The 19522-nt window shown below is 68.9% G+C and carries 18 protein-coding genes and 1 tRNA gene; 8 read left to right on the plus strand and 11 right to left on the minus strand.

Features of this window, described 5'->3' with window-relative positions:
• Together B9G49_RS04720 and B9G49_RS04725 are read left to right on the plus strand one after the other, a co-directional pair.
• A partial coding sequence (locus B9G49_RS04720) for an ATP-NAD kinase family protein (RefSeq protein ID WP_233125163.1) occupies positions 1–838 on the plus strand: 838 nt, incomplete at its 5' end.
• Between the two features lie 88 nt (positions 839–926).
• On the plus strand, positions 927–1490 hold the full coding sequence (locus tag B9G49_RS04725) for a maltose acetyltransferase domain-containing protein (protein WP_086215598.1): 564 nt from the start codon (positions 927–929) through the stop codon (positions 1488–1490).
• A gap of 13 nt (positions 1491–1503) precedes the next feature.
• Here B9G49_RS04725 and prs read toward each other — a convergent pair whose 3' ends face one another.
• On the minus strand, positions 1504–2358 hold the full coding sequence (gene prs / locus B9G49_RS04730; protein WP_086215599.1) for a ribose-phosphate diphosphokinase: 855 nt from the start codon (positions 2356–2358) through the stop codon (positions 1504–1506).
• Positions 2359–2485: 127 nt separating this feature from the next.
• Between prs and B9G49_RS04735 the strand changes: the two genes are divergently transcribed.
• A complete protein-coding gene (locus tag B9G49_RS04735) occupies positions 2486–3142 on the plus strand; it encodes an HVO_0476 family zinc finger protein (protein ID WP_086215600.1) in 657 nt (218 codons plus the stop codon).
• Positions 3143–3801: 659 nt separating this feature from the next.
• On the opposite strand, the gene B9G49_RS04740 is transcribed toward B9G49_RS04735, so the two are convergent.
• A complete protein-coding gene (locus B9G49_RS04740) occupies positions 3802–4530 on the minus strand; it encodes a hypothetical protein (RefSeq protein ID WP_086215601.1) in 729 nt (242 codons plus the stop codon).
• 132 nt (positions 4531–4662) lie between these two features.
• Here B9G49_RS04740 and B9G49_RS04745 point away from each other — a divergent pair, with 132 nt between their 5' ends.
• Both B9G49_RS04745 and B9G49_RS04750 read left to right on the plus strand, forming a co-directional pair.
• Positions 4663–4866: a hypothetical protein gene (locus B9G49_RS04745; RefSeq protein WP_049931656.1), complete on the plus strand. Its 204-nt coding sequence runs from the start codon at positions 4663–4665 to the stop codon at positions 4864–4866.
• 74 nt (positions 4867–4940) lie between these two features.
• Entirely contained in the window at positions 4941–5297 is a 357-nt protein-coding gene (locus B9G49_RS04750; RefSeq protein WP_086215602.1) for a GntR family transcriptional regulator, read from the plus strand.
• 25 nt (positions 5298–5322) lie between these two features.
• Here the strand turns inward: B9G49_RS04750 and B9G49_RS04755 are convergent, their stop codons facing one another.
• The 6 genes from B9G49_RS04755 to B9G49_RS04780 form a co-directional block, all read right to left on the minus strand.
• Positions 5323–5856 carry a hypothetical protein gene (locus B9G49_RS04755; protein ID WP_049931658.1) on the minus strand — a complete coding sequence of 178 codons (534 nt, stop codon included), beginning with the start codon at positions 5854–5856 and terminating at the stop codon, positions 5323–5325.
• Between the two features lie 75 nt (positions 5857–5931).
• Positions 5932–7251 carry an ABC transporter ATP-binding protein gene (locus B9G49_RS04760; RefSeq protein ID WP_086215603.1) on the minus strand — a complete coding sequence of 440 codons (1320 nt, stop codon included), beginning with the start codon at positions 7249–7251 and terminating at the stop codon, positions 5932–5934.
• On the minus strand, positions 7248–8339 hold the full coding sequence (locus B9G49_RS04765) for an ABC transporter ATP-binding protein (RefSeq protein WP_086215604.1): 1092 nt from the start codon (positions 8337–8339) through the stop codon (positions 7248–7250). Before B9G49_RS04765 ends, B9G49_RS04760 begins: the two co-directional genes overlap by 4 nt.
• Positions 8339–9424, minus strand: coding sequence for an ABC transporter permease (locus tag B9G49_RS04770; RefSeq protein ID WP_049931660.1), 1086 nt, complete (start codon positions 9422–9424; stop codon positions 8339–8341). Before B9G49_RS04770 ends, B9G49_RS04765 begins: the two co-directional genes overlap by 1 nt.
• A 3-nt stretch (positions 9425–9427) precedes the next feature.
• Positions 9428–10378 carry an ABC transporter permease gene (locus B9G49_RS04775; protein WP_086215605.1) on the minus strand — a complete coding sequence of 317 codons (951 nt, stop codon included), beginning with the start codon at positions 10376–10378 and terminating at the stop codon, positions 9428–9430.
• Positions 10379–10416: 38 nt separating this feature from the next.
• Complete coding sequence (locus tag B9G49_RS04780) at positions 10417–12045, minus strand: ABC transporter substrate-binding protein (RefSeq protein ID WP_086215606.1); 1629 nt, start codon at positions 12043–12045, stop codon at positions 10417–10419.
• A 295-nt stretch (positions 12046–12340) separates the two neighbouring features.
• On the opposite strand from B9G49_RS04780, the gene B9G49_RS04785 reads away from it, so the two are divergent.
• The gene (locus B9G49_RS04785) at positions 12341–13999 is read left to right on the plus strand and encodes a gamma-glutamyltransferase family protein (RefSeq protein ID WP_086215607.1); all 1659 of its coding nucleotides are present in this window, start codon (positions 12341–12343) and stop codon (positions 13997–13999) included.
• A 275-nt stretch (positions 14000–14274) separates the two neighbouring features.
• Positions 14275–15648 (plus strand): ABC transporter substrate-binding protein, encoded by a 1374-nt coding sequence (locus B9G49_RS04790; RefSeq protein ID WP_086215608.1) that lies wholly within the window; start codon positions 14275–14277, stop codon positions 15646–15648.
• A 190-nt stretch (positions 15649–15838) separates the two neighbouring features.
• Here the strand turns inward: B9G49_RS04790 and B9G49_RS04795 are convergent.
• The 3 genes from B9G49_RS04795 to B9G49_RS04805 all read right to left on the minus strand — a co-directional run bounded on the left by B9G49_RS04795 (position 15839) and on the right by B9G49_RS04805 (position 18726).
• A tRNA-Gly gene (locus tag B9G49_RS04795) sits at positions 15839–15909 on the minus strand.
• Between the two features lie 158 nt (positions 15910–16067).
• On the minus strand, positions 16068–17675 hold the full coding sequence (locus tag B9G49_RS04800; RefSeq protein WP_158093599.1) for a PQQ-binding-like beta-propeller repeat protein: 1608 nt from the start codon (positions 17673–17675) through the stop codon (positions 16068–16070).
• 343 nt (positions 17676–18018) lie between these two features.
• Entirely contained in the window at positions 18019–18726 is a 708-nt protein-coding gene (locus B9G49_RS04805; RefSeq protein WP_086215610.1) for an enoyl-CoA hydratase/isomerase family protein, read from the minus strand.
• Between the two features lie 59 nt (positions 18727–18785).
• On the opposite strand from B9G49_RS04805, the gene B9G49_RS04810 reads away from it, so the two are divergent.
• A complete protein-coding gene (locus tag B9G49_RS04810) occupies positions 18786–19448 on the plus strand; it encodes a hypothetical protein (RefSeq protein ID WP_049931667.1) in 663 nt (220 codons plus the stop codon).
• Positions 19449–19522: the final 74 nt, after the last annotated feature.

The raw sequence follows: 19522 nt of genomic DNA on the forward strand, positions 1-19522 counted from the left end.
GGCGGGCGGGGCGTTCGCGGGGCGCGGCGGGGGCGGGGGGACGGGGGTGTGGGGCGCAGCGCCCGCCCCGGCCGACCCCGTCGACCTCGTCCGGTTCGTCGGCGGCGACGGCAGCGCGGCGGACGTCGCGGCGGCGCTGGAGGGGACCGACGTGCCGATGCTCGGCGTCCCCGCCGGCGTGAAGGTGTACTCGTCGGTGTTCGCGGTGTCGCCGGAGGACGCCGCCGAGGTCGCCGCCTCGTTCTCGCGGACCGAGCGCCGCGAGGTGATGGACATCGACGAGGACGCCTACCGCGAGGGCGAGGTCCACCCGGAGCTACGGGGTGTCGCGCACGTGCCGGTCGCCGACGACCTCCAGTCCTCCAAGCAGACGGCGAGCGGGACCGTCGAGTCGCTGGCGGAGGGGGTCGCGGCCGACATCCGCGAGCGCGACGGCGAGGGCGTCGCGTTCGTCCTCGGCCCGGGGTCGACCGTCGGCGCGATCAAGGACGAGCTCGGCTTCGAGCCCTCCCCGATCGGCGTCGACGTCTGGCGCGACGGCGAGGTGGTGGTGCGGGACGCCACGGAGGCGGAGATCCTCGGCGCGCTCGGCGAGGAGAACGTGATCGTCGTCTCGCCGATCGGCGGGCAGGGGTTCGTCTTCGGCCGCGGCAACCCGCAGGTATCGCCGGCCGTGATCCGGCGCTGCGACCTCCGGATCGTCGCCTCGCGCGCGAAGCTCGACGACGTGCGCGCGCTCCGCGTCGACACCGACGACCCCGCCCTCGACGAGGAACTGGCGGGGTGGGTTCGCGTCCGCGTCGGGAAGTTCGAGACGCGGATGATGAAGATCGTCTGAACTCCAACCCGGAGGGTCGCCGAACGCCGGCCGCGCTCGACTCCGCGGAGACGGACAGCCCTTTGTCGGTGGCTGCGCCGGAGGCCGTATGGGACGCGAGAAGGAACGGATGTTGGCCGGCGAGGCGTACGACCCCTCGGCTCCCGAGCTGGTCGCCGATCGTAAGCGCGCGCGGGACCGCTGTCGCCGGTACAACGCCACCGCGCCGACGGAGGCCGACCGCCGCGACCGCCTGCTCTCCGAGCTGTTCGGAGCCGTCGAGGGCGACGCGACCGTCGTGCCGCCGTTCCGCTGCGACTACGGCTACAACGTCGGGGTCGGCGACGGCTTCTTCGCGAACTACGGCTGCGTCGTCCTAGACGTCGCGCCGGTCGCGTTCGGCGAGAACTGCCTGCTCGGGCCGGGGGTCCACGTGTACACCGCGACGCACCCGATCGACCCCGCGGAGCGCGCCGCGGGCCGCGAGTTCGGCGACCCCGTGACCGTCGGCGACGACGCCTGGATCGGGGGACGGGCGGTGATCACGCCCGGGGTCGAGATCGGGGACGGCGCGGTCGTCGCCGCGGGAGCCGTCGTCGTCGACGACGTGCCGGCGCGGACGGTGGTCGGCGGCAACCCGGCCGAGGAGATCCGAGAAATCGACGACGAGTGACCGTTACGCGGCGTCAGTCCAGCGCGTCGGCCAGCGCCGGCGCGACGCTGACGACGCTACAGCCGCGCTCAACGGTGTCGCTGCCGAGGATCCGGTCGACGCCGGCGGCGCGGAGCTTCGTCACCGCGTTGGCGGCGAGCACCGGGTGGACGCAGGCGGTCAGCACCCGCGCCGCACCGCGGTCGGTGAGGACGGCGACCGACTCGCTCATCGTCGACCCGGTCGCGATGATGTCGTCGACGACGACCACGTCGCGGTCGGCGACGCTCGCGTCGGAGGGCGACACCGCGACGGCACCGGTCTCGCGGTCGCGGTGCTTCTCGAAGTAGTCCGTCTCGCCGGCACCGTACGCGTCGCGGACGGCCGCGGCCACGTCGGTGGCGCCCTCGTCGGGCGCGAGGAAGAGCGGGTCGGCGAGGTCGGCGGGGAGCGGGTCGGCGAGGACGCCGGCCGCGTCGACCGCCTCGACAGGGACGTCGAAGAAGTCGGCGACGGTCGACTCGTGGGGGTTGACGAGGCGGACGCGGTCGGTCCCGGTCGAGATCGCCTTCGCCATCGCGCGGGCGGAGACGGGTTCTCCGTCGCCGAAGGAGTCGTCCTGGCGGGCGTACCCCATATAGGGGACAACGGTGGTCACGTCCGTCGCGCCGGCCTCGCGGACGGCGTCCTGGAGCTGAAGCAGTTCGACCCACGCCTCGTCGGAGTCGGTCGCGGCGACGATCACGGCCTCGTCGGCGTCGAAGTCGGGCACCGCGGCGAGCCCCTCCCCGTCCGGGAACCGGTCGTAGGTCGGGGTCGCGAGCGCCCGGCCCGTCTCCACGGCGAGCGCCGCCGCGAGCTGCTGCGAGCTGGACCCGGGTACGATCATGGGCGACCGTTCCGCGGACTCCGGTAAACCAGTTTCCTTACCGCGCGACGCCGCGCGCCACGCGAGCGCGACCCACACCGCCCCCACAGGGGCGGATATTTACGGGCGCGGCGGGTACGAGCGCCCAATGACTGACACCGAAGCCGGCGCGCGCGTCGGGCTCCCCTGCCCGTCGTGTTCGCCCGCCGAGCCGACCGTCCACGAGGTCCTCAGCCCGGGCGGGCAGGCCACCGTGCGCTGTACCGAGTGCGACCACACCCACAAGACCGAGATCCCCGAGGACGAGACCGTCGCCGTGACGGTCGTCGTCTCGCAGGACGGCGACTCGTTCACCACGACGATGGACGTGCCCGCCGAAGGCGACGTGGGCACCGGCGAGGAGTTCGTCGTCGACACCGACGAGGCGCTGATGCAGGTGCGGATCACGGGGATCGAACTCGGCCCCGAGAACCGCGTCGAGGAAGCGGACATCACGGACGTGGAGACGCTGTGGACCCGCGCGGTCGACAACGTCGCGGTCCCGGTCACGCTCCACCCGAAGGACGGGGACGTGGACCAGACCCGGTCGCTGCGAGTGAACGTCCCCGGCGACTACGAGTTCACCGTCGACGAGACGGTGGAGTTCGGCGAGGAGGAGTTCACCGTCGAGGGGCTCCACATCCGTGAGGACGCGCCCGAGTACCGCCACGAGAAACTCGACCACCCCGGCGACCTCGCCTACGCGAAGGACCTCAAGCGGATCTACGCCCGCGACGAGACGCTCGCCGCGTGGTCGGCCTGGTAGGAGACGATCACCGTACCGTCGGCCCGGTAGGAGACGATCACCGTACCGTTGGCTCGGCGAGACTGATCGCCGATCGCTGAGTCGCCGACGGCTGCGACTACTCTCCGCGGCGATCCTCATACTAACATAAACAATTATGAAGGATACGCACGTTGCCTGTGACGTGCCATCCGTAGTACACGACTGACGCACGCTCGACGGCGGGGACGACGACCGGTCCCGGCGGTCCGAGCACGCGCGAGGCGACGCCGACCGAACAGCCCACCGACCGATCGGGTCCATCCGCTGACTCGGCCGCAACCGACGCTCCGGACGACCTTCCGACCGCCGCGGAGGCTGTCGCGCAGGCGGCGGGGACGTTCGACCCGTCGGACACCCGGCGGATCGCGAACGGGACCGACCGCTGGAACGAGTACGCCGGGTCGTCGCACTGACGGCGCGGCCGAATCCTTTTATTCAACGGCGCGACTACCGACGAGCGGCCGATGACGAATCACCGCTCCGAGCCGGACTCGGCACCCGGCGACGACGAGCCCTATGAGTGCCGAGGCCAGCCTTTCCGTCCGTACAGTTCGACTGGAGACGACCGCGAGTGAACCACGCTCACTGCCGCCGAGAGTGCGGCGCCGCGATGACGACGGGAGTAGCCTGACGACCGACTACGGCGGCGTCGCGTCGTCGACGGCGTCCGCGAATAGTCCGAGGAAGCCGCCGTCGTACTGTTCGTCGGCGTGATCCACGTTCCAGAGTCCCGACTCGCGGATCGCACGGCTCCGGCTGTGTCGCCCGATCCAGTCGGTCCGCCGGGGATCGACCGGCTCCCGATCGAAGTTGCTCAGGAGGGCGATAGAGTTCCGTTCGAGAACGCACCGGTCGCTATCCGCGCCGGGTTCGTCGTCGAGGGGCACCCAGAGGAACGGCTGTTCGCGGACGAACGCGCTCACGCGCCGTTCGAGGGCGTACTCCTCGTCGCGGACCGCTGCTCGCTCGCGGTCGACGCCCGACCACCGCTCGTCCCAGTCGGGGTAGTCCTCGCGGAGGCCGTACTTCTCGATGATCGCTTCACCGACGCGCTTGCGATATACGGACGCGCGGTGAGCGCCGCCGTGAGGATGGTTTGAGCTTCCGCTACCCGTGCCGTAGTGCTGTTTCAGTCTGTCCCAGAGGGTCGTGCTGCTCCCCGCGGACACCGCGTGCGTCCCCACGCGGGTGACGCGCGACTGGTCGGTCGAAGCGCGCGTTTCGCCCGGGGCGAGGAAGAAGTAGACGCCCCGGTCGGGCCAGTCCATGTACCCGGTACACTCCTTGAGCTTCCGCGGTCCGCCGACCCGGCGCGCGAGGTCGTCGAGCAGGTCGTAGAAGCGATCGAGGTCGGCCCGGCGAGTCATCCCTACGGCCCGATCGCCCCGGCGTCGAAAGAGTCTGATCACTCGACGCGGGTGGCTCGGCGCCCGGGGAACAGCGTCGCTCGGCCGCCGAGCGGACGAACCGTTTTCAGGTCGCCGCACGAGTCGACCCCCATGGACCACCGCTGTCCGGACTGTGGCGTCACGATGGAGGAGGTCGAGTTCAGTATGGGCGACGCGTGGAACGCGCACGTCAGGACCGGTGAGAAACGGTCAGGGCTCCTCGGGAAGCTCGGTATGAACGAGCGCAAGGAGCTGACGACCGTGATGTGTCCGGAGTGCGGGCTTGTGCGTCACTACGCCGAGTTCGAGGAGTGACGCGGGGTCGGCGGGCGCCGCCGCGGACTCGCCCGTTCCGAAGCCGTCATGCCGCTCGCTCGTGAACGGCGGGTATGGACGAGCAATCGACCGACGAGTACACGCGGCTCGTGGCGGAGAACGGGCTCGCGCTCCTGTTCACGAACCGAGTGCGGGCGCGGGTCGTTGCGGCGCTATTTTACGCGTCCGAGCCGCTGCCGGTCGATCGGATCGCCGAGGGCGCGGGCGTCGACCGGACTGTCGTCCACGAGGCGCTCGACGGACTCGAACGGTTCGGAATCCTGGAGATCGATCGGACCGAGGGGCGCGACCCCGACCGATACGCGCTCGACGAATCGGACGATCTCACCGAGGCGCTCTGGGCGGTCGCGGAGCTCGCGACCGAGCGTTACCATCAGGAAGAGATCGACATCCCGAGCGACGAGGAGTGAGGCCCTGCGGCGCCCCGGACGCGGGTCACTCGATCCGGACGGTCGTCTCGTCGTAGACGCCTTTTCCGGCGGGGTCGTCCACGGCGAGCCCGGCGCCGATCGTGTGTTCCCCGCGGTCGGCGGGCCGCCACTCCGTCTCCGAGACCTGGAAGCTCTGCTGCCACCGCCGGGTGAACCGTCGCCGCTCCCCGCGGTCGAGCGTGAACCGCGCTTCCGACTCCGGGAGCGGTTCGGACACCTGTGACGCGTCGCGGTGCCCGTCGACGTGCCACGTCCACGGGACCGGGGACCGCGTCCGAACGGTTACCGGGACCGGAAGCGGGTTCCGGAGCTCGATCGCCACCGGGATCGGCTCGCCCGCTTCGTACACGGTCGCCGGCGTGTCGACGCTGACGGAGACGGCCCAGCGGTGAAGCCGCGCCGGGAGCAGCCACCGTGCGAGCGTCGCCGCCGGGAGCGTCTTGGCGGCCCGAGGGCGGTGGCGTTCGACGGACTCATTCGGCCGGAACGGGTCGTCGTCGGAGCGGTCGACGCCGTCCCGCCGACGTGAGCGAGGCATGCGTGGAGGTTCCCGCCGGGAGGAATAAGCGTGTCGTCGGGGCCGCTCCCGGGCGGGAGGGACGACGGACCGGGGTCAGTCGTCGCCGCTCGCGGCCGAGCCGGGGACGGTACCGTCGTCGGGCGCCGCCCCCTCAGTCGGCCCGGCTTCGTAAGCCGGGTCGAAGAGGTGACACGCGACGCGCCCCGCGTCGGTCTGGCGGAGCACCGGTTCGTCCGTCGAGCAGGGCGTGTCGAACGTCTCGTCGAGCACCCGCTCGGCGTGCTCGAACTCCTCGTCGGCGACCAGCCGGAGCGCCTCTTGGACCACTTCCTCTGCCTCCGGGTCCGACAGCGTCGATGGGAGGTCGAGCTCCTCGCGGAGCGCCTCCATCAGCGCGCTCTCGCCGGCGTCGAACGTCTCGACGGCGATGTCCTCCTCGCGGGCGCGGTGGCGGAGCGACATGACCGCGCGCCACTCCGCCTGCTCGAACTCGTAGTCCGAGGGCGGGATGACGCGGGGACACCGCGTGTGGAACTTACAGCCGGACGGGGGATCGATCGGGGAGGGAACCGACCCCTCCAGCAGGATCCGGTCGCCCTCCCACAGCGGGTCCGGCTCCGGGATCGCCGACAGCAGCGCCTCGGTGTACGGGTGTTGCGGCGGCGCGAACAGCTCCTCTGGCGTGCCGATCTCGGCCATCTTGCCGAGGTACATGACGGCGATCTCGTCGGCGATGTGCTCGACGACGGAGAGGTCGTGCGCGATGAACAGGTACGCGATCCCAAGCTCGTCTTGGAGGTCCTCCAACAGGTTGAGGATCTGGGCCTGGACCGACACGTCGAGCGCCGAGACGGGCTCGTCGCAGACGATGAAGTCGGGGTCCACGGCGAGCGCGCGGGCGATCCCGATCCGCTGGAGCTGTCCGCCGGAGAACTCGTGCGGGTACCGGTTGGCGTGGCTCGCGTTGAGCCCGACGCGGTCGAGCAGTTCCTTGATCCGGGCGTCGCGGGAGACGCCCCCCTCGATCCCGTGGATGTCGAGCGCCTCTCCGATGATGTCGTTCACCGTCAGCCGCGGGTTGAGGCTCGACTGCGGGTTCTGGAAGATTATCTGCATCTCTTTTCGCAGATCCCGGAGCTCCCTGTCGGAGAACGTCGTGATGTCCTCGCCCTTGAAGTACACCGAGCCGGCGGTCGGCTCGCGGAGCTGGAGGATCGACCGGCCGATGCTGCTCTTCCCGCAGCCGCTCTCGCCGACCAGCCCCAGCGTCTCTCCCGCTTCGATCTCGAAGGAGACCCCGTCGACCGCCTTCACCTTCTTCTGCCGGCCGAGGAGGCGGTCGATGAAGTCGCTCTCGGACTCGTAGTACTTCTCGAGCCCCTCGACGCGGAGGAGCGGCTCGGAGCCGCTCATCGGTCGCTCACCCCCGCTGAGCTCGCCGCGTCGCCCGACCCGACCGGGTCGTCCTCGCCGCGGACGGTCACCTCGTAGTCGAGTTCGCCGGTGAGTTCGCCGGTGTGTGCGAGACACGCGGCGCTCTGCGCGTCGCTGTTGATCGGGTCCGCGGGCTCTCCCGTCTCGACGTCGACGAGCTGGGGCTCCACCCGGGTACACGACTCCTCGGCGTACGGACACCGGGGGTGGAAGTTACAGCCCGGCGGCATCTCGATCAGGTCCGGCATCCGGCCCGGGATCGTCTGGAGCCTGTCGCGCTCGTCGCCGATACGCGGGATGGAGCTCATCAGCCCGACGGTGTACGGGTGTTGCGGGTCGTAGTACACGTCCTCGACCGGCGCCATCTCCACCGGGTGGCCGGCGTACATCACCATGACCCGGTCACAGAACTCGGCGACGACGCCAAGGTCGTGGGTGATGAGCTGGATGGCGGTGTCGAACTCGGTCGCGACCTCCTCCAGCAGTTCGAGGATCTGCGCCTCGATGGTGACGTCGAGCGCGGTGGTCGGCTCGTCGGCGATGATCAGGTCAGGGTCGCACGACAGCGCGATCGCGATCACGACGCGCTGTTGCATCCCGCCGGAGAACTCGTGCGGGTAGTCGCTGTACCGCTCGGCGGCCGAGGGGATCCCGACCGACTCCAGCGTCTCGATGGCGCGCTCGCGCGCCGCTTCCTCGTCGAGCCCGATGTGGTACCGGATCGCCTCCGAGATCTGCTCGCCCACCGTGTACGACGGGTTCAGCGCGGTCCCGGCGTCCTGGAAGATCATCGCGATCTCGTTGCCGCGGAGTTCGCGCATCTCCTCTTCGTCCATCTCCAAGATGTTCTGGCCCTTGAACCGGATCTCGCCGCTCTCGATGACGCCCGGCTCGTCGATGAGGCGCATCAGCGCGAGGCTCGTGACGCTCTTCCCGGCCCCGCTCTCGCCGACGACGCCGAACCGCTCGCCGGCCTCGATCCGGTACGAGAGGTCGTTCGTCGCCTTGACGACCCCGTCGTCGGTGTAGAACCGCACGTTGAGGTCCTCGACTTCGAGCATCGCCATCAGCGGAGCCCCCCGGTGTCGGTGTCGGTCTGGTCGCCCTGCGGGTCGAACGCGTCGCGGACGCCGTCGCCGACGAGGTTGATCGCCATCACGAAGACGAAGATGGCGAGGCCCGGGAACAGCCCGGCCCACCAGCGGCCGCGGGCGATCGCGTCCTGCTCGACGTTGAGCATGACGCCCCACTCCGCGCTCGCCGGGGACAGGCCGAGCCCGATGAACCCGAGCGCCGCGGCGACGAGCACCGTGGTGCCGATGCTGAGCGTCGCCTGAACGATCACCGGCGCCATGGCGTTCGGGAGGATATGCCGCGCGATGATCGAGCGGTCGCGGGAGCCGAGCGCCTTCGCCGCGGTGACGTACTCGTTCTCCTTCACGCTCAGGATCTCGCCGCGGATGATGCGGGCGTACGGGAGCCACCCGACGACGACCAGGGCGAGGATCATCTCCCAGTAGCCGCGACCGAGGACGGCGATGACCGCGATCGCGAGCACGATGAACGGGAACGCGTACAGCAGGTCGACGAGGCGCATGATGATCTCGTCGATCTTGCCGCCGTAGTACCCCGCGATCGAGCCGAGCGGGATCCCGACGAGGAGGGCCATGGCGACGGCGATGAAGCCGATCGAGAGGCTCCAGCGCCCGCCGTACATCACCCGCGAGAGGATGTCGCGGCCGGCCCAGTCGGCGCCGAACAGGTAGAGTCCGGTGGGCGGCCAAGTGAGGAGGTTCTCCAGGGTGGGCTCCCGGTACCCGGTGATCACGTCTTGGTTCGCGGGGTCGGCCGGCGCGAGCGAGAACGGCTGGACCGTCTCTCCGGCCAGCACCGGGAAGCTAGTCGGGAGCTGGATCGGACGGGAGAACACCGCGAGCAGCACCATGAAGACGATTGTGGCCGCACCGAACAGCGCGAGGCGGTTCCGTTTGAACCGCATCCACGCGTACTCGAGGCGACCGCGCCCCTCCTCCGACTGGAGGTCGGGCTGCCACGAGGAGAGCGGGTCCCGGGAGTCGACGCGCTCGACGTCGAAGCCGGAGACCCGTATTCGTCCGCGTTCCGTCGTCCGCTGTGAGGTTTCGCTTGACATTATCTAGTATCGGATTCTGGGATCGAGGTACGCGTAGAGCACGTCGGCGACGAAGTTCGCGAGTATCACGGCGACGCCGATCAGGAGGACGATCGCCTGGATGACCGGGAAGTCGCGGTTACCCACCCGATCGACGAGCAGCCGTCCGATACCCGGATACGAGAAGACGATCTCGACGACGACGGAGCCGCTGATGATGAACGCGACCTGGATCGCCGCCACGGTGACGACGGAGATCAGCGAGTTCCGCAGGACGTGTTTCCGGACGACCGTCCGCTCCGGGAGCCCCTTCGCGCGCGCCGTCCGGACGTAGTCTTTGTCGAGTTCCTCTACCATCGAGGACCGCATCAGTCGCATCAGCAGAGCCGTGGAACCGGTCCCGATGGTGATCGCCGGCAACAGGGTGTACACCAGCATGTCGTAGCTGAGGATCCCCTTACTGGTGGGCGGCAGGATGGGGAACAGGTCGAGCCAGCTCGCGAAGAACAAGAGCAGCAGCAGGCCGAGCAGGAAGTTCGGGATCGCGATCCCGAGCAGCGCGAACACGCGGCTGGCCTGATCGATCTTGGTGTTGCGGTAGTACGCCGCGATCACGCCGGTCGGGATCGCCGTGGCGAGCGTGACGCCGAACGCCATGATCCCCATCACGAGCGTGTACGGGAGCCGCTCCATGATCTCGTTTATTACCGGGTCGCGGGTGATGATCGACCGGCCGAAGTCGCCGGTCGCCGCGCTGGTGACCCAGTCGATGTACTGGATGTACACCGGCTGGTCGAGGCCGTACTCGGCCCGGATCTCCATCTCCGTCTGCGGATCGAGCTCCGTGAACAGCGTGATGAAGTCGATCGGGTCGCCGGGAATGGCGTGGACCATCCCGAAGGTGAGCAGGGATATCCCGAGCAGCAGCGGGATGGTTATCAGGCTGCGTTTAATGACAAATCGTTGGAGACTCATCGGGGTGAATTGAGGGCGCTATCGGATGTTTGAGACCGTTACTCCGCCGGGTACACGATCTCGTCGAGGTGCGGCTTGTACAGCGTGTTGTACCGGTTGCTCGCGTTCGGGTGCGGGCTCCACTGGTCGACAGACTCGACGTTGGCCGGGTTGAGCACGTCGATCACGTCGCCGGTCCACATGTTCGCCATCGGGACCTCCTGCGCGACGAGCTCTTGGATGTCCTGGTAGATCGGGAGTCGCTCCTCGGCGCCGAGGGTCGTCTGCCCCTCGGTGATCAGCGAGTCCATCTCCTCGTTCTCGTAGAGGTTCCAGTTGAATCCGTCGGGGACGTGCTGGCTGGAGTGGAGCAGCTGGTTGATGTGGCCGTCCGGGTCGGAGCCGCCCGTCCAGCCGATGCCGACGACGTCGGTGCTGGCCGCGGCGCCCTCGGGGTCGAGCAGGAACGGGACGAGGTCGTCGAAGGCGCGGACGTCGAGCTCCGCGTTGAAGTACTCGGTCTCGTCCATCGTCTGCTGGATGATCTCCATCCACCGCTCGCGGGTCCGGTTGACGTTGGTGATGAAGGAGACGTCGAACGGCGCCTCGATGCCCTCCTCCTCGAACGCCTCGCCGATGAGCCGGAGGCCCTCCTCCTCGTCCTGGCCGACGTACTCGTCGAGGAGGTTCTGCTCGTGCTCGGGGTCCCAGAACGCTCCGAGACCGGGGCTGATCGGGCCGGCGAGCTCCGTCGCATAGCCGCCGAAGACGGCCTCGATGACGTCGGACTTCGGGAGTAACCGGGTCATTCCGCGGCGGAGCTTCTCGTTGGTGAACGGGCTCTGGTTGACCGGATAGGTGATGAAGTCGAACCCGACGGCGCTGCCGGTGACGACCTCGCCGGTCTGGTTCTCCCACTGGTCGAGCTCGAAGGGCGCCGCGTTGTCGATCATGTCGAGCTCGCCGGCGGCCATCGCCTCCTCCTGCGAGACCTGCTCCGGGATGACCCGGATCGTGACCCGGTCCCACGGCGCCGTGCCGGGGTAGTCGTCGCCGTCGTACCAGTAGTCGTCGTAGGGGACGAGGACGGCTCGGTCCTCGGCCGAGAACTCCTCCAGCTCCCACGGTCCGGTACCGAGGGTCTGCTCGGTGAACGAGTGGTCGTCCTGTTCCGGGCTTTCGCTGATCGCGTCGGTCTTGCTCGTGAGGATCGGGACCGCGGCGAGGTCGTTCAAGAACGGCGCGTGCGGGTCGGTCGAGGTGATTTCGACCTCGTAGTCGCCGAGTATCTCGACGTTCTCGATGAAGGAGACGTCGGCGTCGTTCGTCGTGCCGCTCGTCCGGTTGATGGAGAACTGGACGTCCTCGGCGGTGAACTCGTCGCCGTTGTGGAACGTGACCCCCTCGCGGAGCTGGAACCGGAACGTGGTGTCGTCGACCTGCTCGTAGCTGGAGGCGAGTTCGCCCCGGAACTCGGAGTAGTCGAACGTCAACGCGACCAACCGCTCGTAGGCCATGGTGCCGACGACGGAGTTGGAGGTCGCGTCCGTGATGATCGTCGGGTCGAACGTGCCCGGGTTCGCAGCCGCCGACGCGACGAACTCGTTCGTGCCGTCGCCGCCGTCGGACCCGTCGCCGCCGTCGCCGCCGACACAACCTGCGAGGCCGACGACGCTCGCACCGCCCATTGCGGCGAGAACCCGTCGGCGAGTCGCTGCCGATTTCGTCTGTCCGTTGTCAGAGTGAGACACACCAACACGTACACGTCGGTCGTTAAAAACTATTCTATGCAGTACATCAGGTCGTCATCCGTACAGTAATTGACCGATTCGGTGACAATTGGACGTATTGACATGATCGTTCACTATTGTCTGGCGAAGCGCGACCGAGCCCCGCCTTCCGGTGGCAGATCGTTCGGTCGGGAGCGAACAGACCGGATAGATCCGGATCGATGTTTATGTGCCGGGCGACCGGATCGAGAGTATGGATCCGGACTTAGACCGATTCACGTCGCGCCGGTCGACCGTGTACGGCCAGCGCGGCGTGGTGGCGACAAGCCAGCCGCTCGCGAGCCAGGCGGGGATCGAGGTGTTACGCGAGGGGGGCAACGCGTTCGACGCGGCGGTCGCGACCGCCGCCGCGCTCAACGTCGTCGAGCCGACCTCGACCGGGCTCGGCGGCGACGTGTTCGCGCTGTACCGGACCGCCGACGGCGAGGTCGGCGCGATGCGCTCCTGCGGCGGCGCGCCCGCCGACGCGACGATCGAAAGTGTGCGGGCGGCGCTCGCCGAGGACGACGACGCCGACTCCTACTACCCGGACGACGGCGGCTACGCGGTCGACGACGCCGGCGAGGCCGAGATGCCGTTCTACGGGCCGCACGCGATCACCGTCCCGGGAACGGCCCGCGGCTGGGAGGCGACCGTCGAGAAGCTGGGTCGGCTCACGCTCGCCGACGCGCTCGCGCCGGCGATCCGGTACGCGACCGAGGGGTACCCGGTGTCCGAGGTGATCGCCTCCTACTGGGCGAGCGCCGACGCGCTGTTCACCGACGACCACGCCCGCGAGGCGTTCCTGTTCGACGGCGAGCCGCCGGCCGTCGGCCAGACGGTGACGCTCCCGCGGCTCGGCGAGTCGATGGAGACGATCGCAGAGGAGGGCGCGGACGCCGTCTACGAGGGCGAGATCGCCGAGGCGATCGCCGACGAGGTCCAGTCGCAGGGCGGGTTCATGACCGTCGACGACCTCGCCGAGTTCGAGGTCGAGTGGCCGGAGCCGGTGTCGACGACGTACAACGGCGCCGAGGTGTACGAGCTACCGCCGAACAATCAGGGACTCATCGCGCTGGAGGCGCTCAACGTCGCCGCCGAACTGGGCGCGGGCGAGCACGACTACGACTCCCCCGAGCGCGTCCACTACTTCGCCGAGGCATTGAAGCGAGCCTTCCACGACGGCCACCGTTACATCACCGACCCGGAGTACGAGGAGATCCCCCCGCTCGCGTCGGCCGACTGGGCCGCCGAGCGCGCCGCCCGCGTCGGCGAGACCGCCTCGCACGACGTCTCCTTCGGGGTGCCGAACGCGAACGCGGAGGACGCCGACACCGTGCTGCTCACGGTCGCCGACGACGCCGGGAACGTCGTCTCCTACATCAACTCGCGGTTCGCCGGCTTCGGCTCCGGGCTCGTCGCGGGCGACACCGGCATCGCCCTCCAGAACCGCGGGGCCTCGTTCTCGCTCGACCCGGACCACCCGAACAGCCTCGAACCAGGCAAGCGCCCCTTCCACACCCTCATCCCTGGCGTGGTCCGGTTCGACGAGGACGACTGGGCGGCGTTCGGCGTGATGGGCGGGTACATGCAGCCGCAGGGCCACGTCCAGGTGATCTCGAATCTGGTCGACTACGATATGCCCCTCCAGCGCGCGCTCGACGAGCCGCGGTGGCGCTACCGCGAGGGCGGCGAACTCGCGCTCGAACCTCACTTCGACGACGACGCCGCAGCCAAACTGGTCCGGAAGGATCACGACGTGCGGACGCTCTCGCCGGTCATGTTCGGCGGCGCGCAGATCGCTCGCAACCGCGACGGGGTCCTCTCGGCCGCCACCGAACCCCGGAAGGACGGGAACGCGCAGGGGTACTGAGCCGACGGCTGGCGGCGAGGTGCGGTCGAGTCCCCGTCGCCACGGCGGCCGATCCCGGTTCGACGGGGCGTCCCGTTCGCGTTCCGTCACGCGCCCCCGACCACCTATCAGCGAGCGGGAACGACCCGCGTTTCCGGTCGCCGCCGGTCCGGCCCGAGACGCACCGTAAGCCTCCCAGACCGCGAGAGGAGCCGTCTGAATTCGGGGAGTTCGCGGGTGTGGTATTTGTGGTCGTGGATACACTTATAATGGCTCGCATGGTATTCGCTCGCAGGATGAAGCGAAGAATCCAGCGACGCGACGTACTCAAGGGCGCCGGCGCGGTCGGCATCGCGGGGCTCGCCGGTTGCTCGACGGAGAGCGGCGACGGGTCCGACGGAGACGACGGCGGCGACGGGATGGACGGGGACGACGGCTCCGACGGGTCCGACGGCGGCGACCAGAGCAACGTCCCGGACGCCGTGATGGTCGTCGGGTTCCCGCAGTCCGGTATCCAGCTGTTCCGCGACTTCTACTCGGACTTCGCCGACAGCGCGCCCGACCTCGACATCATCGTCCCCGACGGGCTGATCGACAGCGACCTGCCCGGCGAGGTCGACAACGACATGAACAACGTCATCGGCACCGCGCCCTCGGCCGGCGGTCCCGGCGCGGAGTTCTTCACCGAGTCGTATCAGGAGGAGTACGGCGAGGAGCCGGGCGTGTTCACGGCGCAGGCGTACGACGCGATGGCGGTCGAGATCCTCGCGGCGACCGCCGCGGGCGAGAACAGCGGCGAGGCGATCCGCGACCGCGTCCGGACCGTCGCCAATCCCGGCGGCGACGAGTTCGGCCCCGCGGACCTCCCCGAGGCCGTCGAGACGGTCGCCGCCGGCGATCCGGTCCACTACGTGGGCGCGTCCTCGGGCGTCAACTTCGACGTCAACGGCGACATCGCCACCGCCGCGTACGACATCGTCGACTTCCAAGACGGCGAACTCGTCACCCTCGACACCGTCGAGTTCGGCAACGAACTCTCCGAGGAGGACCGGAACGCGACCGCCGCGGACCCGGTCGGCGTCGACTCGTTCACCGCGCGAATCGGCGTGTTGATGCCGGAGACGGGTGACCTCGGTCCGCTCGGCGTCCCGATCCGCGACGGCGCCCTGCTCGCGGCGACGCAGGTCAACGACGCGGGGATCAACGTCGACGTCGAGACCCGAGTTGAGGACACGCAGACGGACCCGCAGGCCGGTATCTCGGGCGCGAACGCCATCGTCAACGCGGGCTACGGCGCCGTCGTGGGCCCGGCGTCGTCGAACGTTAACCTCCAGGTCTCGGACCAGGTGTTCATCCCGAACGGCGTCGTCGGCATCTCGCCGTCCTCGACCGACCCGAACGTGACCGATCTGGAGGACAACGACTACATCTTCCGGACCGCGCCCTCCGACCTGCTTCAGGGGCCAGCGATGGCCGACCTCGCCGTCAGCGACACGGTCGGCGCGGCGAGTTCGGGGACGCTGTACCTCAACGACGCCTACGGCCAGTCGCTGGAGGAGTCGTACGTGAACGCCTTCGAGGAGCGCGACGGGACGATTACCGAGCGCGTCTCGTTCGAGCCGAACCAGGCGACGTACACCAGCCAGTGGTCGAGCGTGCTGAACCAGTAGGAACCTCGACGGAGACCCGTTCCGATTTTTCGCACGTGAACCGCGCCGGCCGGCTCTGAGAGAGTTGAGCCGCAACTGATAGCGTTCAAATCTCTCTCGGTAATTTCCTCGCTTCGCTCAGAAAATACACCGGCCGAGACTCCCGCGAGTGAAGCGAGCGGGAGTCAGGCCAGGGCACGACCGCAGAAAGTGCACCGGCCGAGATTTGAACTCGGGTTGCAACCATGGCAAGGTTGCGTGATACCACTACACTACCGGTGCGTGCTTCGCATTCGTCCCTTGTTTGGAGACTCACTTAAGTCTTTGAGATCGCGACCAACGCGGCACGCCGGGCGTCGACTGGGACGGAACGCCGCGACCGTGTCTTCCCCGGGAATGCGGTGTCTATACCGACCGCGGAGAGGGCTGCGATCTGGTGATTACTCTTCGTCGTCTCGCGACCGTCGATAGGCAGCGTATCCGAATCCACTGACGACGGCGAGTATCCCGGCGAACGGGAGAGCGCTGAACTGGTCGGAAGAGGAACTGCCGTCGCCGACGCTTTGCTCCGAGCCGGGGCCTTCCGAGCCACTCCCTTCGGTGGTGTTCGTGGTCTCGGTCGCGTTGGTCTGTGGCGTTGCTTCGGTAATCTCGACGCGCTCCGTCCGGGTGTCAGTAGCTCCCTCGTCATCTATCACTTCGAGCGTAACGGGATACTCTCCGGGCTCTTCGAACGCGTACTCGACCGTCGACCTGGTCACGGTGGTCCCGTCCGGTCCGAATCGCCAACGATACTCGGCGATCTCTCCGTCACCGTCGGTGGACGGTTCGCCGTTGAACGTGAGGGTGGCGTTCGCTTCCGCGGGCGACGGAGCGTACTTGAAGGCGGCGCTGGGCGGTTCGTTCCCGTTTCCGAGCCCGTAGACAGTCCCTCGGGTCGGGACGATAACTTGCCCGTTCGTAACGCCGGGAGAAGCGGGAATCGTCCCGTCCACTTCGAATATCCCGGAGAGAGACACCTCTCCGGATTCGTACGCCCAGATCAGCGTTGTTGCGGTAGCGATCGGTGCGCCGGCGACGTCAGACCGTCGCCCGGACCGACTGCTGACCACTTCCCCGGTCTCCGGGTCTAGTCCGAGGGTGTCCCGCCCGGTCGAGACGTGGAGTTGATCGAACGCCAGTGCGAACGAGTGGTTGAGTGAATGGACGCCGGCGTGGAAGTCTGCGTCGTGGGTCCAGTTCACGTCCCCGGACGACGCATCGAGGGCGTACACGTTCACGTCGTCACCGCCGACGAACACCTGGTCCGCGGTGGCGGTCGGTGTCTGAATGATCTCCGCTCCGATTTCGACGGACCACTCCTGCTCACCGCTCTCAAGGTCGTACGCGACGACGCTTCGACCGTTCCCGGCGAAGAGCGACCCGTCCGCGATCGCCGGCGGTGTCGTCGCTCGGTACGTGGTGACCTTCGAACCGTCGGTCGCCGAGAAGGCGTCGATCGTGCCGCCACCGCCCGCGTAGACGGTCGAGCCGTCGACGACGAGCGAACGATAGATCGAGCCCGAGGCGTTCTGCTGCCACCGTTGTTCGCCGGAGCTCAGATCGAACGCGAAAACGTTCCCGCTCGCCGTTCCCATGATCAAATTGCCGCCGGCGACGGCCGGCGCACCCGTTATCCGACTCCCGTCTGCGGCCCGCTTCCAAACAGTTTCGCCCGTGGTCGTGTCGATCGCGTACACGTTCGGCCCGCTGTCCGAACAACACACGTAGGCCGTCTTCCCCACGCCTACGGGTGGTGACTCGACGGTCCCTTCGGGAGACAGCTGCCACTGGACGTCTACGTCACGCCTCGCGTGCCGGAGGTTCGGGGCGTGTCCCGAGTTTGCCGAGTCGAACTGATACATGTGAGTTCCACTCAGGAAGACGTCGCCCGTGGCTCGGATGGACGCCCGGCCGACCGGTACGTCCGTGCCGGCGGCTCGTCCGGCGAAAGTGGCCCCTATTCCTGTGGCACAACACGTCTTCAGGAACTCTCGACGCGAGACCATGATAGTGACATTCTGAACATACATAATAAATAGTTGTTATTGAGGAACTCGACTGTCCGGCCCGTCGGACGCGTGTCGGGCGCTCCCGTCGGGGTGAGCGTCGCCGCCTCCCTCCCGACTCCAGTATGTACCACCCCGGCGAACGAGCGGATCCGGACAGCGGTCACAGAACCTATCCGTAGCGCGGTAGAACGGGGAACGTTTTTGCTTTCGGATACGTTTAGAAACGCGGAGCCGGCGGCCGTGGGATCGTGGTTCCGGGCCTTCGCAGTCCGCCAGAAACGATACGCGACCCAACGCGACCCGGGACGGCGGAGCGACGCCGACGCCGCGATCTCCCCGCTCACCGCTCGCGCTGTCGCGCGATCTCGTCGGCGTGGGCGTCGTGAAGGTCGGCGAACGCCGCGGCCTCCGCGCGCTCCTGCGCCCCGTCGTCCCGACGGTCGCGGAGCCGGCGCTTGATCACTGCCAGCGCGTCGGCCTCGCCCGCCGCTATCTCGTCGGCCACAGATCTGGGGTCGTCGACGACGCGCGAGACGAGCCCGGTCCGGAGGGCGGCCTCCGCGTCAAGTACCCGTCCCGAGAGCGCGACGTCGAGCGCCTCCCCCTCGCCCATCACCCGCGGCAGTCGCACCGTTCCGCCCCACGCGCCGAACAGACCGAGGGAGACCCCCGGCTCGGCGAACGTCGCCCGCGGCGTCGCGACGCGCACGTCCGCCGCCAGCGCCAGTTCGACGCCGCCGCCGCGGGCGGGACCGTCGACCCCGCAGACGACGGCCGACGGAGAGTCCTCGATCGCGGCGGCCACGCGCTGGCCCCGCCGCGCGAACGTCTCTGGGTCGTCGAGCGCCGCGACCGCGTCGAGGTCGGCGCCGGCGCAGAAGGCGTCGCCCGCGCCGCGGAGGTACGTCACCGGCGCCCGGGGGCCGGCCGCGGGCGGTTCGAAGGCCTCGCGCAAGGCGGTCAGGTCGGCGGGGCGCAGCGCGTTGCGCGCCTCGGGGCGGTCGAGCGTGACGACGCGCACGTCGCCGTCGGTTCGGGTTCGGATCACGGGACGGAATCCCGTTCGTTTCCAAAGGTCTTTGCCCTTCGCTCGTCTACCGGTTACCAATGGACGATGCCGCGCGAGCGCGTGACGCCGCGCGCGAGGCGCTCGCGGACGTCGAGCCCGAACAGCTCCGCGAGGCCCTCGACGCGCGAATCGGCGAGGCGGCGGTGACCCCCGGCGTGCTGGCGCTGGTCACCGCTCGCGCGCTCGACCCCGACGTCGAGCTCGGCGACGTGACCGATCGCGCCGCCGGCGTACAGCTCATCTACGAGGGGTTGCGGCTCACCCGTACGGTGGCCCGCGAGGAGCCGTGGGTGACCGCGCCGACCGCCGCCGACATCGACGCGGACATGGACATCCTCGCTGCCGACGTGCTCGTCTCCCGCGGCTTCTCGCTCCTGGCGTGTACCGACGCCGCCCGCCCCGCGGTCGACGTGGTGCGCGCGTTCGGCCGCGACCAGACGCTCCGCGACCGCGAGGGGACGGACGCCGAGACGGCGGTCGGGCTCGACCGCAACCTGGAGGTCGACGCGCTGGAACTCGCCGTCGTCGCCGGGACCACGGCGGTCGGCGGCGACCCGCCCGAGGAACTCCTCGCGTACGCCCGCGACCTCGCGGCCGACTGCGACGGCGAGTTCCCGCCCGCGGGCCGGGCGCTACCTGAGACGACCGCCGACCGTATCGCCGATATCTCGGATCGCGCCGTCAGCGCGACCGATCGGTGACCGGATCGGGGACGACGCCGGAACCGGTCCCGATTCCCGGACGTCGCGCCCGCGGATCGAAACCCATAAAGTCG

The organism is Halorubrum sp. SD683, assembly GCF_002135045.1.
GTDB classification, from domain to species: domain Archaea; phylum Halobacteriota; class Halobacteria; order Halobacteriales; family Haloferacaceae; genus Halorubrum; species Halorubrum ezzemoulense.